The sequence below is a fragment of the Nocardioides sp. NPDC023903 genome, from assembly GCF_040639295.1.
In the GTDB taxonomy this organism is placed as follows: Bacteria; Actinomycetota; Actinomycetes; order Propionibacteriales; family Nocardioidaceae; genus Nocardioides.
This window is the reverse complement of the sequence record NZ_JBEZZS010000001.1, coordinates 233,852-247,899: the sequence shown is the minus strand read 5'-3', so window position 1 is coordinate 247,899 and position 14,048 is coordinate 233,852. Positions and strand designations below refer to the sequence as shown.

The window sequence follows — 14,048 nt, the reverse complement described above, 5'->3', positions numbered from 1 at the left end:
GTTCAGAGTGACAGCACCCGGAGGACGAGCGCCGCGACGGAGACGAGGGCGAGAGCCACCGTGGGCACGGAGCCCTTGGTGTCGCCGGCCCGCAGGTGGGTGATGATCGCGCCGATGAAGTAGAGCGCGAGCGCCCCCGCGGCCGCGACACCGAGGGCTCCGACCCAGTTGCCGACAACGAGGCCGATCGCGCCGAGAATGAGGAGAACGCCGAGAACGGGTACGTGCTTGGCGGCGACGCCGAGGCCACCCATCTGCTCGACCAGGGCCGGCTGCCTGGTCACCTTGGCCGTCCCGGATGCCAGGCAGACGAGGGCGAGCAGGGACGAGACGACGATGTACGCGATGAACACGCGTGTACTCCTTTGGCGGACCCGCTCGGGCGGGTGATCTCGAGGCCGGTCGATGGGCCGGCAACCGCAGAGTCTGTGTGCGGGGGCGACACGTTGGCAACTAGAGCATTAGCAACTTATCCTGAGTAAGTGACCATCAACGCTGCCCAGATCGACGGGAAGTCGTGCACCGTCTTCCAGCGCACGCTCGAGCGCGTCGGACAACGCTGGTCCGGGGCGGTGCTCTATGCCGCCGTGGGCGGTGCGCGCCGCTTCGGTGAGTACCGGCGTACGGTCGAGGGGATCTCGGACCGGATGCTCTCCCTGCGCCTCAAGGAGCTCGAGCGCGACGGCTTCCTGGTGCGGGAGGTGATTCCCTCGACTCCGGTGCAGGTCCTCTACCGTCCGACCCCAGTCGGCGCGGAGCTGATCGCCGCCCTCCAGCCGCTGGGGGAGTGGGGCCACAAGCACCTCGCAGAGCTGCCCGATTGAGGGCTTGTCTTCGAGCGCGCTCGAAGACATAGCGTCTGAGGTATGGATCTTGGACTCCACTACTTCTCATTCACCCACCCCGAGTGGGAGACCGCGCTCGCCGACAAGCTGACGGAGACCGCCCGCATCGCGGACCAAGGCGGCGTCGACCTGCTCACCGTCATGGACCACTGGTTCCAGATGGAGCAGGCCGGCGGCCCCTTCGAGCCGATGCTCGAGGGCTACACCACGCTGGGTTACCTGGCCGGGATCACCGACAACGTACGCCTCAGCCTCCTCGTCACCGGAGTGACCTACCGCCACCCGGGGCTGCTCGCGAAGATCGTCACCACGCTCGACCGGCTCTCCGGCGGCCGCGCGCTGCTGGGCATCGGTGCGGCGTGGTACGAGCGCGAGCACCAGGGGCTCGGCGTGCCGTACCCGTCGACCGCCGAGCGGTTCGAGCGCCTGGAGGAGACCCTGGAGATCTGCCGCCAGATGTGGTCGGAGAACGACGGCGCCTACGAGGGCAAGCACTACCAGCTCGCTGAGACGATCTCGCTGCCGCAGCCGGTCAACGGCACGGTGCCGGTCCTGATCGGCGGGGGAGGCGAGAAGAAGACGCTGCGCCTGGTCGCCAAGTACGGACAGGGCACGAACCTCTTCGGCGGCCCCGGCCCCGAGGCGGTCGAGTCCGTCAGGCACAAGCTCGAGGTGCTGCGCGGCCACTGCGACGACCTCGGCACCGACTACGACGCGATCGAGAAGACCATCCTCTTCCAGGGCCCCTCGGTCGAGGACCCGGACGCCTTCCTGAAGTCGATGGAGGAGTACGCCGCTCTGGGCATCACGCTCGTCGGGCTGATGCCGACTCCGTACGTCGACCCGGTGCCGTGGACCACCTCGCTCGTCGATCTGGTGCCGCGGTTGAAGGAGATCTAAGAAGCCGGATCTCGTTGACCGGCACCGTACACTTGTTCTAACCACACTGCCGGCCGTACTCGTCGAGTCCGCAGGGCAGCACGAAGGGCGGGCGTCATGACGACGTCACCGACAGTAGAGCTCATCACCGCGGTTCGCGTCGATCTTCGGATCCGACTGGACAACAGTTTCTCGTCCGGTCCGATCGACGGAGCCTGGTGGCCGCAGTCACGCGACCTTCAGGCCGAGGCCGCCGATCTCGTCGATCACTTTCCCCACCGCGTTGGCCGGATCTCGCGGCTGTTGTTCTCCCGGCCCGACTGGGACTCGGTCGCCGGGGCGCCGAGCGTCCGCAAGATCCGCGCCGCGCGCGGGATCGTGAAGGTCGGCTCGTTCCCGTCCGACGACACCCACCTCGTGGTGGTTTCGATGGCCACCGGGGACCGGCTGCGCCTGCTGGTGGTGCCTCACGACACCGCCCCCGACCGCGCCGAGAGGATCATGGAGCAGGCGGCCGACGACCGGAACACCTACCGTCCGGCGCAGCTGCTCGGTCTCGATGGTCCCGACCAGAGCGAGATCGGCCAGCAGATCTGGGACAACGACGGCGGAGCCTTCTAGGCACGGCGCAGCGTGGCGGCGATGACGCTGCGGGTCTCGGCAGGGTCGATGACATCGTCGATCTCGAACATCCGCGCGGCGTTGAGCGCGCTGGCCTGCTTGCGGTATTCATCGGTGAGAGCGGAGACCCGCTCCTCACGCTCCGCCTCGGGCAGCTCGGCGAGCTCGGCGGCCATGGAGAGGCGTACCGCACCCTCCAGGCCCATCGGGCCGAGGTGGGCGTCAGGCCATGCGACGGTGAGCAGCGGGCGATGGGTGCTCCCGCCGAGCATCGCCTGCGCACCGAGCCCGTAGCCGCGTCGCAGGATCACGCCGACCAGCGGAGTCGACAGCTGCGCACCGGCGACGACCATCCGGGACGCGTGGCGGACCAGGCCGCCACGTTCGGCGTCGGGGCCGACCATGAAGCCTGGGGTGTCGACCAGCGAGACCACCGGGAGGCCCCAGCGCTCGCAGAGCGCGAGGAAGTCGGCGGCCTTGACCGACGCGTCGCTGGTGAGCGCTCCGGCAAGGTGCGTCGACTGGTTGGCGATCACCCCGACCGCGATCCCGTCGATCCGCGCCAGCGCGGTGACAAGCTCGGGGGCGTACGCCTCACGGAGCCAGGTCACCGAGTCGACGTCGGCAAGAGCCTCGACGACCGGACGTACGTCGAAGGCCTCGCGGTCGTTGAGGGGGAGAAGCGTCCGCAAGTCCGCCTGGTCGCCGGCCTCGCCGCCATCGGCGGTCGGCTCGAGGTAGGAGAGGATGCTGCGTACGGCCTCGACGGCTGCCGCCTCGTCCTCGACGAGCAGGTCGATGACGCCGTTGGCGGTCTGGTCCTTGACTGGTCCGATCTCCTCCGGCGCGAAGCTTCCGAGCCCGCCGCCGGCGATCATCGCCGGCCCGGCCATGCCGAGGTTGGCGTCCGGGGTGGCGATGCGGAGGTCGGCACTGCCGGCCAGGACCGCATTGCCGGCGAAGCACCGCCCTGAGACGACGGCGATCCGCGGCACAACGCCCTCGAGCTCGCCCCAGAGCGCGAACGAGCCGACGTCGAGCGCGGACACGAGCGGGATGTCCGTGTCACCGGGACGACCGCCGCCACCCTCGGTGAAGAAGACCGCCGGCAGCCGCATCCGCCCGATGACCTCGATCAGCCGGTCCGACTTGCGATGCCCGCGCATGCCCTGCGTACCGGCCATCACCAGGTAGTCGTAGGACAGCACCGCGCACGGCTTCCCGGCCACGGTCGCGGTCCCTCCGACGATGCCGTCGGCGGGTGTCTCGACGACGAGCTCAGCCAGGTCACGGCGGCGTTCCTGGGCCGCGGTGATAAACCTCCCGTACTCGACGAACGAGCCCGGGTCGACCAGGTCGGCGATGTTCTCCCGAGCCGTACGTCGCCCCTTGGCGTGCCACCGGGCGACCTTGTCGGCTCGGGCCGCGTCCGTCGTCAGGAAGCGGCGGGCGTAGAGCTCGGTCAGTCCCGTGGCAGGCGTGTCGTCGGTCACGGGCACATGGTGCCACGGGCCAGATGTCGGCTTCCTTGAAAGCGCTCGATGCGTGGAGTAAGAATGATTACATGCTTACAACTGAGTTGCGCGGGTGGTTCAGCGGACGACTGCCCGATGGTGTGTACGACGAGATCGTCGATGTGGTGGTCGACCGCGAGGAGATCACCGTCATCGGGCGGATCAAGGAGCCGAAGACCGCTGAAGGCGCTTCGGACGAAGAGCGAGCTGCTGCCAACGAGGGGCGGGCGAGCGAGTTTCGCGAGCGCACCCGTGAGGACCGGATGGCCGTCGCGCGGCAGGCCGAACGCAAGTTCGACCGGAAGGTGTCGTGGGCGGTCGAGATCGGGGGAGAGCGGCACCTCTTCACCAACGTCTCGGCGCCGGTCATGACCCGACTGCGTCAGCCCGAGCGCGCTGTCCTCGACCTGTTGGTCTCGGGCGGCGTCGCCCGGAGCCGCAGCGATGCGCTCGGTTGGTGCGTCAAACTCGTGCAGCAGCACTCGAGCGAGTGGCTCGAGGAGCTCCAGCAGTCGCTGGTCAACGTCGAGCGAGTACGCGCCAACGGTCCCGACAAGGACTGAGGCGTGTCGTGAAGCGGGTCGTCAGTCGACCAGCTCGCCGAAGGAGAAGGTGCCCGGGACGGTGATGGTCGCCAGGCTGTCCTCGTCGGTGACCGAGATGCTCGACCAGGTCGACACCGTGTGCACTGCCTTCTGCCCGTTGGGGCAGTCGAGAACGGTGCTGGGCGCGGGTGCGGTCACCGTCAAGGAGCCGGTCACGTTGCCGTTCCTGGCAGCCTTGAACTCGCCGGACTTCGAGTAGTCGCCGCTGATCACGGTCTTCTTCGGGTCATCCGGGTTGTGACCACCTCGGTTGACGCACTGATAGGTCGCGTCGAGGTGAGCGGTCACGGTGATCGTCTCAACCGAACCGCTCTCGAGGCCGGCCTCCTTGAACGCGACGGTGACGGAGGACGGATCGGCGTCCGTGACCTTGGTCAGGTTCTTGATGAAGTGCGGGCTGCCGCTCGCGAAGGCGGGTGCGGCGGCCAGGGCCGTCGCACAAGCGGTGGCGGCGATCGTGGTGAAGATGCTTTGGATGCGCATGCTCATGTTCCCCCAAGATGAAGTGTCCTGGGTGCAGTTACCCGGACGCTGTGGAGTGTGGCACGGCGATTCGACGGGCATCCATAGCCCTTTCGGCCTATTCGGAAGAGATCTAGGGCGAACGCGCGCAAACACATCGATCTGATGCCTCGGCATCAGACGACAGTGGCGCCCGTCCCGGCTCGCGGAAAGTCCTAGTGGGTACGGGCAGCGTCTCGCTCGGCGCGCTGCTGAACCAGCTCCTCGACCTGAGTCGGAAGCGTGGTCTCGAAGTCGATCAGCTTCGCCCAGGTAGGGGTGACGACGATCCGGACCATGCGCTCGTACAGCGAGCGGACCTCGGCCTCCCAGACGACCCGCTGCTCGGGCGTCATCTCGTAGGAGCCGTTCATCTGGAGGTACTCCCAGGGGATTCCCTCGACGAGGTCGAGCTCGACCGTGCCGCGGATGAACAGGATCTTGGGTGGGTGCACCTCGGTGTCGATGGTCAGCGCGACCACCGGGTTGTGACGCAGCGAGATGAGCTTGGGAGAGTTCGGCGTGGTGCACATGACGACCTCTGATCCGTTCCAGGCGAACCCGATCGGGACGGCCCTCGGGGTGCCGTCCTTGGCGACGTACGCCAGTCGGGTCAGGTCGCGCGCCAGGAGCTCCTGGCTCAGCGGGCGGCTGAGAACCTCGTTGATCTCGTCGGGCTGCATGGTGTTCGACATCTGCTTCTCCTTGGATGCGGGCGACCTCGACTGTCGCCTTCATTCCATGAACGGAGTCGTTCGCGTCGTCTCTACATTCTGCGCACCGGATGACCAGCCGTCGGACAGGATGGTTCTCATGGACTCTGAGAGTGCGCGGCGCTCGGCCGCCTTCGTAGGACTCGCCACGCTGCCGATCGGGGCAGCGATCCTCTTTGCGCCGGATCGGGTGGGCCGGGCGCTGAAGCTCGGTGACCACCCCGCGGTGCTGCGAGCGATCGGAGTCGCGGACCTGGCGCTCGTGCCCGGGTTGCTGGCGGGTCGCCGCAGGCTGCCATGGATGGCGGCTCGCGCCGGGCTCAACGTGGCGATCGCGGCGTACTGCGTGAGCCTCGCGCGCAGCGAGGGCAACATCGGGCCGAAGATCGCAGCGCCGGCCCTGGCGCTCGCCACGGCTGCCGACGCCCGGACGATCCTCGCCCTGCGCCGTAGCGAGAGTCGCCGGTCCTGAGCGGCTGCGCGGTCTAGGTCCCGCTCGACACCATCGTCGCCGCGCGCGCCGCGACATCGATCTGGGCGCGGAAGCGGCGACGGTAGGCCGACGGCGAGACACCCAGGCGTGCGACGAAGGTGCGGCGGAGGGCCTCTGCGCTCGAGAATCCGGCATCGGATGCCGCCTGCGCCACCGAGCAGCCGGCCTCCAGCCAGCTCCGCGCGAGGTCGAAACGGACGCTGGCGGCGTACTCGGCAGGGCTCATCCCGACCTCGTCCTGGAAGAGGCGCGTGAGGTGGCGAGGGCTGATGTTGGCGTGGCGCGCCAGTGAGATGACGCTGTGCCGGTACGACGGATCCTGGGCGATGAGCTCGGTGATGACACGCACCGGGCTGTCGGGCACCGCGACGGCACGCAGGGGAGTGGAGAACTGGGTCTGCTCGCCCGATCGCCGCAGGTAGATGAGCAGCCCCTGCGCGACCCGGCGGGCCGCTGCTGCGCCGAGGTCGTCCTCGACCAGGGCGAGCGCGAGGTCGATGCCGGCGGCGACGCCGGCCGATGTCGCGACGTACCGATCGCGTACGAAGATCCGGTCAGGCTGGACATCGACGAGGGGGAACCGACGCGCCAGGTCGTCGGTGAACTTCCAGTGCGTGGTCGCGCTGCGACCATCGAGCAGACCGAGCTCGGCGAGCACGAATGCGCCGCTGCAGATCGACACGACACGGCTGGCCCGATCGGCCAGCGTTGCCGCGGCGGTGAGCAGCTCGTCGGTCACGAAGACCGAGGGCGCACGCTCGCTGCCCGGGACGATGAGCGTGTCGAGAGGTGGGGCGTCGGCTGCGGAAGCACTCACCGCGACACCGCCGCCGACCGACGTCGTCACCGCGGCGCCCGAAGGCGAGAGCAGGACCACCTCGTACGCCTTCGCCGCCTGGTTCGCCTCCACGAAGACCTCGGCGGGACCGACATAGTCCAGCGCTTTCACGCCGTCGAACAGGAGGAATCCGATCCGCCTCGTACCAGCCATCAACGTCCTCTCTGGGTTATGGAATGAGTATTCCATAACGTCCAAGGCGATGACCGGTAGATTCGGGGAATGGCCAGACCTCGGGAGATCTCAGTCACAGCGGTACGTGACGCGGCACTCGACGTGTTTCGCGAGCACGGCTACGAACGCGCCTCCATGCACGACCTCGCCGCGCACACGGGTGCCGGCAACGGCAGCATCTACGCGGCGTTCGGGAGCAAGCGCGGCCTCTTCCTCGCGGCCCTCGAAGCGTACTGCGGCGGCAGGATCACGCTGACGACGGAGGCATTGGCGGGGGAGGGCGGGGCACGTGAAGCCGTACGCCGTTACTTGCTGCGCATCGCCGACGACTGCACCGCAGATCCGCGGCGGCTCGGCTGCCTCATGGTGCGGTCCCTGGCAGAGCTCGCCGACCGTGACCCCGAGGTGGTCGGCATCTGCCGGCGGACCCTCGACGCGATGGAGGAGCGAATCGCGGCCCGGATCGGAACCGGCACCGGAGCAGGCACGCTCGCGCACGAGATCCTGCTCTTCTCTCAGGCACTGATCCAGGCCGGGGCCACCGCCACGTCACGGCGAGAGCTGCGCGAGTCGGCAGACGCTTACGTCGACCGGCTCGTCCTGGCCTGACGCGTCCGATTCCGAGGGATTCGCGGCCGCTCCGGCAGGCGACTCGGTGCGGTGTGCGCGGCGAGGATGGTGATGTCCTCGCTGCACCGATCAAACAGGAGCACCATGCCCTTCTTCACCACATCCGACGGCACCGACATCCACTACTCAGACTGGGGGACCGGTCAGCCGATCGTGTTCAGCCACGGTTGGCCCCTGAGCTCCGACGCGTGGTCGCTCGAGCGCAAGACGCTCGCCGACGCCGGCTACCGGGTCATCGCCCACGACCGCCGCGGCCACGGAAAGTCCGCCCAGCCCTGGCAGGGCAACGACATGGACACCTACGCCCGCGACCTCGCCGAGCTCGTCGAGCATCTCGACCTGCGTGACGCGGTCTTCGTCGGCCACTCGACCGGCGGGGGAGAGGTCGTCCGTTGTGCGGCCCAGCACGGGAACGGCCGCGTCGCCAAGGTCGTCACGATCGGAGCGGTGCCGCCGATCATGCTCAAGACCGAGGCGTACCCCGAGGGCCTTCCGATCGAGGTCTTCGACGGGATCCGGGCCGGTGTGCTCGCCGACCGCTCGAACTTCTACCGCGAGCTCGCGCCGTCGTTCTTCGGCTTCAACCGCGAGGGTGTCGAGACCTCGCAGGGCGCGATCGACGACTTCTGGCGCCAGGGGATGCTCGCCGGGATCCAGGCGGCGTACGAGTGCGTTGCTGCCTTCTCGGCGACCGACTTCACCGAGGACCTCAAGGCTCTTGACGTGCCGATCTTCGTCGCGCACGGCGACGACGACCAGATCGTGCCGATCGGGAACGCGGCGCTGAAGTCCATCGAGCTGGTCAAGGACGGCACGCTCAAGGTCTACCCGGGCGCGCCGCACGGGATCTTCGGCACGTACCAGCAGGAGCTGATCCAGGACATCCTCGACTTCATCAAGAAGTGACCGGGGAGTGACTCCTTGGGTGCGGTGCCGCCTCGTGCGGTGCCGCACCCGGCCCTCGTCCTGGATCCAGGGATCAGCGGTCAGGGCGCGATGTTCTGGTTGTGGCTGAACAGGTTCCCCGGGTCGTAGGCCTGCTTGACCTTCCGGAGTCGCGCGTAGTTGCTGCCGTAGGTGTCGGTGACGCGGCCCTGGTCGTCGTCGGACATGAAGTTCACGTACCCGCCGGCCTCGGAGTGCGGCGTGAGCGCGGCGGCGTAGTCGCGGACCCAGGCGATGTTGGCGGCGTCGTCGGAGGCATCCGGCCAGGCGGAGACGATGACCGTCGAGAACGTCGCGTGCCGGTAGGAGAACGCGGTGTCCGTCGCACCGACACGGGAGGCGGCACCGTTGATCGGGTACAGGTGCATCGTCGAGCTCGCGTTCGGCGCCTTCGGACCGTGGGCCAGGTGCACCTCGATCGCTTCGTCGGTCAGCTCGGTGACGTAGTTGCCCTTCCAGTAGCTGCGTACGCCACGGGGGAAGAGGTCGTCGAACGCGCTGTTGAGCCACGGGTACGGCATGGGGGCGACCATCTCGCCGACGCGCGGCGCGAGGTCGCGGAACGGCTGCATCGCCGCCTCGCTCTCCTCTGTCGGCCCGCTCCAGTGGACGACGGCGACGCAGAACGTGTCGCCGTGGCGCTCCTCCGGAAGGAAGGGGAGGGGAGGTGCCACCTGGAACGCCGGGAAGCCACCGCAGCGTTCGTCTGCTTCGGTGACCCAGGTGCGGAAGAGGCGCAGCAGGTCGCCGGCGTGCTCCAGCTCGTAGAAGAAGAGTCCGACGACCGGCTGGTCGACGGGGTGCAGGTCGAACTCGAAGGCCGTGACGACCCCGAAGTTCCCGCTGCCTCCGCGGAGCGCCCAGAACAGGTCGGCGTTCTCGGACTCGCTGGCGTGGCGGAGCTGCCCGTCGGCGGTGACGACGTCGACCGATCGAAGATTGTCGATCGAGAGCCCGAAACCGCGCGTGAGGTATCCGATGCCGCCGCCGAGCGTCAGGCCGCCGACGCCAGTCGTCGAGACGATCCCGCCCGGCGTGGCGAGGCCGTGCGCATGGGTGGCTTCGTTGAGGTCGGCCAGGGTTGCGCCGCCGCCCACTCGAGCGGTTCGAGCGTCGGCATCGACCTCGACGGAACGCATGGGGGACAGGTCGATCACCAAGCCGTCATCGATCGTCCCGTAGCCGGGTGAGCTGTGGCCCCCGCCGCGCACGGCCAGAGGCAGGCCGGTGTCGCGTGCGAAGTTCACCGCAGCGATGACGTCGTCGGCGTCCTCGGCCTGCAGGACGGCGACCGGTCGACGGTCGATCATTCCGTTCCACACGGCTCGTGCGGTTTCGTAGTCGGAGTCGTCGGGCGTGATCACACGCCCTCGTACTTGGTCGCGAAGTTCAGTGGTAGGTGTCATGACGCCAGCGTCATCCGCAGCGATCGCACCTCCCTGTCCTGAGACGCCACGTCATCCAGTTCCGGTACGAGAAGGGTCCCTTCAGCGCATAACTTGACATAATGTGCATTATCGGCGAATCAGGGCGATAACCGTCTCCGCACGTCAAGGGCCGTTCTCGGCCTGTGGCTTATTGCTGGTCGCGCCACGTACCGGTCCAGTCATACAGCGGAGCGGTGGTGGCGTACTCGCGGAGGTAGGCGATGCGATCGCCGTCGAGCCTCGCAATCGTGGATCCCTCGAAAACGGCGGCTTGATCTCGCCAGGTGCACGCGAAACTCCATTCAGCCATCATGAAGTCACCAGCTGCGGCAATCGTCGTGATGTCCCAGGCGTCGACGCGACCGCCGGCGGCAAACCACGCGTTCATCCATTGCTCCACGCGTGGGCGACCCCGGTAGACCGGTCCATAGGACTCGATCACTACGCAGTCATCGGTCAGCGTGGTCAGCACCGCGCCGACGTCGTGGCGCCGCCAGGCATCGATGTAGGTGTGCAACTGAGTCACCACTCGGCGACCTTAGCGGGTCGGCTGGTGCGCCACAGCGTGAACTGTGGCGGATAGCAGGCAAGTAAGGTGCGCTGTTGTGGCAGATGACTTCGACCCGACCGCACACAACCGGGTCGCGTGGGACGAGCTGGTCGACAGTGACAACGAATGGTCTCGGCCGGTTGGTCCCGAGGTCATCGCCCGGGCACGTGAAGGTGATTGGTCGGTGGTTCTGATCGGTCACGAGCTGATTCCGCGTGACTGGTTCCCGTCCGAGCTGGCCGGTGTCCGGGTGCTCTGCCTTGCATCTGGCGGCGGCCAGCAAGGCCCCGTCCTTGCCGCAGCGGGCGCCACGGTGACCGTCTTCGACAACTCTCCCAAGCAGCTGGCCCGCGATGACGAGGTGGCGGCTCGTGACGGGCTGGAGCTTCGTACCGTCCTCGGCGACATGCGCGACCTCAGTGTCTTCGACGACGCCAGCTTCGACGTGATCGTCAACCCGGTGTCGAACGTGTTCTGTCCCGACCTCACGCCCGTCTGGGAGGAAACGTCCCGCGTGCTGCGCCCTGGCGGGACGCTCCTGGTCGGATTCATGAACCCGGACGTCTACATCTTCGACGAGGTGGCGCTCGACCGACGGGAACTGGTGGTACGTCACCGGCTGCCGTTCAGCTCGCTCGACCTCTCCGAGGCTGACCGGAAGCGCGCCTATGGAAGCGGCCCCATCGAGTACAGCCACTCGCTGACCGCGCAGATCGGCGGGCAGCTGGCCGCCGGGTTCATCCTCACGCACCTCACCGAAGCGCCGCACCACGCAGACATCACCGCGCAGCACCTCCCCGGCTACATAGCGACCCGTGCAGTGAAGCCAGGGTGAGCAATGGTCAGTCAGGTGGTGGCGCAGCCGTCTCTCGCAGGACCTCACGCGCCGGTGAGAGCAGCACGGCATCGCGCGTGTCGGCGGCGGTCGCCTTGACGTAGATCCCGGTCGTCTTGAGATCTTCGTGGCCGAGCAGCCCCTGCACGGCAGGCACGGGTACGCCCGAACGGATCAATCCCTTGGCTGCACTGTGCCGGAACGCATGCGCGGCTTCGCCAGGCTGCTTCGGGACACCCGCGAGGCGGATCCAGGTCTCGACCAGATGATTGAGCGCGCCAGGACGCAGCTGTTTGCCGGAGGTCAGCACGAACAGGCTGTCAGCCGCGTCACGAGCGCCGAAACGGGCCTCCAGCTCGGCCAGATAGAGGTCGACCGCATCCACGGCCTCGGGCGGCAGCGGCAGGTTGCGCTGCTTGTCGCCCTTGCCGATGACCCGCACCAGCGTCTCGCCGTCGGGCTCGCGCCGGATGGCGCCGATGGTGAGACCGCACAGCTCCGCGGCACGTACGCCGGTGGTGACCAGCACCGCGAAGATCGCCCGGTCGCGAGCCGGCCAGCGGCGGCGGTCGGTGCCTTCGCGCGGTGTCGAGGCGACCCGCGCCAGGCGGCGGAGCTCGTCGACGCTCCATCCGGCCGGCAGCCGGCTGGGCCGCTCGGGTGCCTCGATACGCAACGTGGGATCCACCAGCAGGTGTCCCTCGAGCTGCAGCCAATGGGTGAAGAGGCGCAGCGTGCCGACGCGACGCTGACAGGTCGCCGCGGCCGAGCTCTCCCGCAGCGACCTGTATGCGATGCGTACGTTCTGGTCGGTCAGCGCCGAGATCGGCACCAGCGCCAGCACCTCGGCATCGGGCTCGCCGCCCGCGTCGACATGCAGCTGCCGCGCCCAGGCCGCGATGTCCTGGCGGTAGGCACTACGGGACTTGTCGTTGAGTCCGCGGCGCGTGAGTGTCGCCCGGTCGGTCAGGAAGTCCTCGACGACATCGCCGAACATCACACCATCGTCAGGTACGCTCACATCCCCCGATATTACAGTCTTTTCGAACATTTCTGCGATAGGGGGTACTATCGCGGAAATCCGGTGAGGTGGCAGACTCCAGCCGTGGCCGACACCGCTGTAACTCACCGCACCGAACACATCAATGGAATCGACCTTCACTGGGTGGAGTCAGGACCGGCCGACGGCCGGCTCGTGCTCCTGGTGCACGGGTTCCCGGAGTCCTGGTACTCGTGGCGCCACCAGATCGCGGCGCTCGCCGACGCTGGCTACCGGGTGGTCGCGATCGACGTACGTGGATATGGCAGGTCCTCGAAACCGGGTGCCATCGAGGACTACCGGATGCTGCGCCATGTCGGCGACAACGTCGGCCTGGTGCACGCCCTGGGCGCGCAGACAGCCACCATCGTCGGGCATGACTGGGGCGCTCCCATCGCCTGGACAACGGCTCAGCTGAGGCCCGACGTCTTCACCGCCGTGGCCGGCCTGTCGGTGCCGTTCAGCCCCTCCGGACGCCGGCGGCCGACCGAGGCGATGGCGGAGGCCGGCGGTGACGACGAAGACTTCTACATCTCCTACTTCCAGACCCCGGGCGTCGTCGAGGCCGAGATCCTGCCCGACGTACGCCGCTGGCTGCTCGGCATGTACTACTCGATCTCGGGCGATGGTGTGCTCGCCGCCGGTGGGGATCCGCGCGGAGCGCTCGGGTTGGTGCCGCGCGGCGACCGGCTCTCGGACCAGTTCGTCTACCCCACCGATATGCCCGAGTGGCTCACCGAGGCTGACGTCGACTTCTACGCCGCCGAGTTCGCCGACTCCGACTTCTTCGGACCGCTCGCGCGCTACCGCAACATCGACCGCGACTGGGAGGATCTCGCGGCCTTCGGCGACGTGCCGATCACCGTGCCGTCGCTCTTCGTCGCCGGCGAGTACGACGGCCCGGCGATCACCGGCCGCCGCCAGATCGAACGCTTCGACCAGACCCTGCCGGGACTCACTCGGATGGAGGTACTCCCCCGGTGTGGACACTGGGTCCAGCAGGAGCGCCCCGAGGAGACCAACCAGCTCCTGCTCGAGTTCCTGGCTAGCGCAGCGCGACGCTGATCGCCAGGAGGACGACGGCGAGCAGTGGGATCACGCCCTGCTTGAGGGCTGCGCTGCGCTTGTCGGGCGAGAAGATGAACAGCACCGCGGCCGCGGCTGCCATTGAGCCGGCTCCCGCGAAGACCAGAGCAACGCCGACCGCTGCGGAGCACACCGGGTACAGGACGATGCCGACAGCGGTGACGATGGCGAGGAAGAGGTTGTAGAAGCCCTGGTTGAAGGCCAGTTCCTTGGTCGCCTCGGCCTCCTCGGCGCCGATCCCGAACACCGCCCGCGTCTTCGGGGTCGTCCAGGTCAAGGACTCCATGACGAAGATGTAGACGTGCACCAAGGCGGCCAGCCCGGCGAGCACCAATCCAGCAACGACCATCACA

The 14,048-nt window shown here is 67.9% G+C and carries 18 protein-coding genes; 9 read left to right on the top strand and 9 right to left on the bottom strand.

Annotated elements, in window-relative coordinates:
- Window positions 1-2: 2 nt before the first annotated feature.
- The gene (locus AB0F44_RS01290) at window positions 3-353 is read right to left on the bottom strand and encodes a DoxX family protein (RefSeq protein WP_357351899.1); all 351 of its coding nucleotides are present in this window, start codon (window positions 351-353) and stop codon (window positions 3-5) included.
- Between the two features lie 129 nt (window positions 354-482).
- On the opposite strand from AB0F44_RS01290, the gene AB0F44_RS01285 reads away from it, so the two are divergent.
- From AB0F44_RS01285 to AB0F44_RS01275, 3 genes are all read left to right on the top strand, one after another.
- Window positions 483-824 (top strand): helix-turn-helix domain-containing protein, encoded by a 342-nt coding sequence (locus AB0F44_RS01285; protein WP_357351897.1) that lies wholly within the window; start codon window positions 483-485, stop codon window positions 822-824.
- A 42-nt stretch (window positions 825-866) separates the two neighbouring features.
- Window positions 867-1,745 carry an LLM class F420-dependent oxidoreductase gene (locus tag AB0F44_RS01280; protein ID WP_357351895.1) on the top strand — a complete coding sequence of 293 codons (879 nt, stop codon included), beginning with the start codon at window positions 867-869 and terminating at the stop codon, window positions 1,743-1,745.
- A gap of 96 nt (window positions 1,746-1,841) precedes the next feature.
- Window positions 1,842-2,345, top strand: a complete 504-nt coding sequence (locus AB0F44_RS01275) for a DUF5994 family protein (RefSeq protein ID WP_357351893.1) — start codon at window positions 1,842-1,844, stop codon at window positions 2,343-2,345.
- Here the strand turns inward: AB0F44_RS01275 and AB0F44_RS01270 are convergent.
- The gene (locus AB0F44_RS01270; protein ID WP_357351891.1) at window positions 2,342-3,838 is read right to left on the bottom strand and encodes a carboxyl transferase domain-containing protein; all 1,497 of its coding nucleotides are present in this window, start codon (window positions 3,836-3,838) and stop codon (window positions 2,342-2,344) included. The genes AB0F44_RS01275 and AB0F44_RS01270 overlap by 4 nt on opposite strands.
- Window positions 3,839-3,909: 71 nt before the next feature.
- On the opposite strand from AB0F44_RS01270, the gene AB0F44_RS01265 reads away from it, so the two are divergent.
- A complete protein-coding gene (locus AB0F44_RS01265) occupies window positions 3,910-4,422 on the top strand; it encodes a hypothetical protein (protein ID WP_357351889.1) in 513 nt (170 codons plus the stop codon).
- Window positions 4,423-4,443: 21 nt separating this feature from the next.
- Here the strand turns inward: AB0F44_RS01265 and AB0F44_RS01260 are convergent, their stop codons facing one another.
- Window positions 4,444-4,953 (bottom strand): hypothetical protein, encoded by a 510-nt coding sequence (locus tag AB0F44_RS01260; RefSeq protein ID WP_357351887.1) that lies wholly within the window; start codon window positions 4,951-4,953, stop codon window positions 4,444-4,446.
- 188 nt (window positions 4,954-5,141) lie between these two features.
- A complete protein-coding gene (locus AB0F44_RS01255) occupies window positions 5,142-5,660 on the bottom strand; it encodes a pyridoxamine 5'-phosphate oxidase family protein (protein ID WP_357351885.1) in 519 nt (172 codons plus the stop codon).
- Between the two features lie 118 nt (window positions 5,661-5,778).
- Between AB0F44_RS01255 and AB0F44_RS01250 the strand changes: the two genes are divergently transcribed.
- Window positions 5,779-6,150: a hypothetical protein gene (locus AB0F44_RS01250; RefSeq protein WP_357351883.1), complete on the top strand. Its 372-nt coding sequence runs from the start codon at window positions 5,779-5,781 to the stop codon at window positions 6,148-6,150.
- 13 nt (window positions 6,151-6,163) lie between these two features.
- On the opposite strand, the gene AB0F44_RS01245 is transcribed toward AB0F44_RS01250, so the two are convergent.
- On the bottom strand, window positions 6,164-7,162 hold the full coding sequence (locus AB0F44_RS01245; protein ID WP_357351881.1) for a helix-turn-helix domain-containing protein: 999 nt from the start codon (window positions 7,160-7,162) through the stop codon (window positions 6,164-6,166).
- A 69-nt stretch (window positions 7,163-7,231) separates the two neighbouring features.
- Between AB0F44_RS01245 and AB0F44_RS01240 the strand changes: the two genes are divergently transcribed.
- Entirely contained in the window at window positions 7,232-7,792 is a 561-nt protein-coding gene (locus AB0F44_RS01240) for a TetR/AcrR family transcriptional regulator (RefSeq protein WP_357351879.1), read from the top strand.
- A gap of 105 nt (window positions 7,793-7,897) precedes the next feature.
- Window positions 7,898-8,719 (top strand): alpha/beta hydrolase, encoded by an 822-nt coding sequence (locus AB0F44_RS01235; RefSeq protein WP_357351877.1) that lies wholly within the window; start codon window positions 7,898-7,900, stop codon window positions 8,717-8,719.
- Window positions 8,720-8,799: 80 nt separating this feature from the next.
- Here AB0F44_RS01235 and AB0F44_RS01230 read toward each other — a convergent pair whose 3' ends face one another.
- Window positions 8,800-10,122 (bottom strand): FAD-binding oxidoreductase, encoded by a 1,323-nt coding sequence (locus AB0F44_RS01230; RefSeq protein ID WP_357351875.1) that lies wholly within the window; start codon window positions 10,120-10,122, stop codon window positions 8,800-8,802.
- A gap of 211 nt (window positions 10,123-10,333) precedes the next feature.
- Window positions 10,334-10,711 (bottom strand): nuclear transport factor 2 family protein, encoded by a 378-nt coding sequence (locus tag AB0F44_RS01225; RefSeq protein WP_357351873.1) that lies wholly within the window; start codon window positions 10,709-10,711, stop codon window positions 10,334-10,336.
- 79 nt (window positions 10,712-10,790) lie between these two features.
- On the opposite strand from AB0F44_RS01225, the gene AB0F44_RS01220 reads away from it, so the two are divergent.
- Window positions 10,791-11,570: a class I SAM-dependent methyltransferase gene (locus AB0F44_RS01220; protein WP_357351871.1), complete on the top strand. Its 780-nt coding sequence runs from the start codon at window positions 10,791-10,793 to the stop codon at window positions 11,568-11,570.
- A 7-nt stretch (window positions 11,571-11,577) separates the two neighbouring features.
- On the opposite strand, the gene AB0F44_RS01215 is transcribed toward AB0F44_RS01220, so the two are convergent.
- On the bottom strand, window positions 11,578-12,591 hold the full coding sequence (locus tag AB0F44_RS01215) for a tyrosine-type recombinase/integrase (protein WP_357351870.1): 1,014 nt from the start codon (window positions 12,589-12,591) through the stop codon (window positions 11,578-11,580).
- Between the two features lie 144 nt (window positions 12,592-12,735).
- Between AB0F44_RS01215 and AB0F44_RS01210 the strand changes: the two genes are divergently transcribed.
- Complete coding sequence (locus AB0F44_RS01210; protein ID WP_357351868.1) at window positions 12,736-13,674, top strand: alpha/beta hydrolase; 939 nt, start codon at window positions 12,736-12,738, stop codon at window positions 13,672-13,674.
- Here AB0F44_RS01210 and AB0F44_RS01205 read toward each other — a convergent pair.
- Complete coding sequence (locus AB0F44_RS01205; protein WP_357351866.1) at window positions 13,655-14,044, bottom strand: DUF1304 domain-containing protein; 390 nt, start codon at window positions 14,042-14,044, stop codon at window positions 13,655-13,657. The two genes, AB0F44_RS01210 and AB0F44_RS01205, sit on opposite strands and share 20 nt — an antisense overlap.
- Window positions 14,045-14,048: the final 4 nt, after the last annotated feature.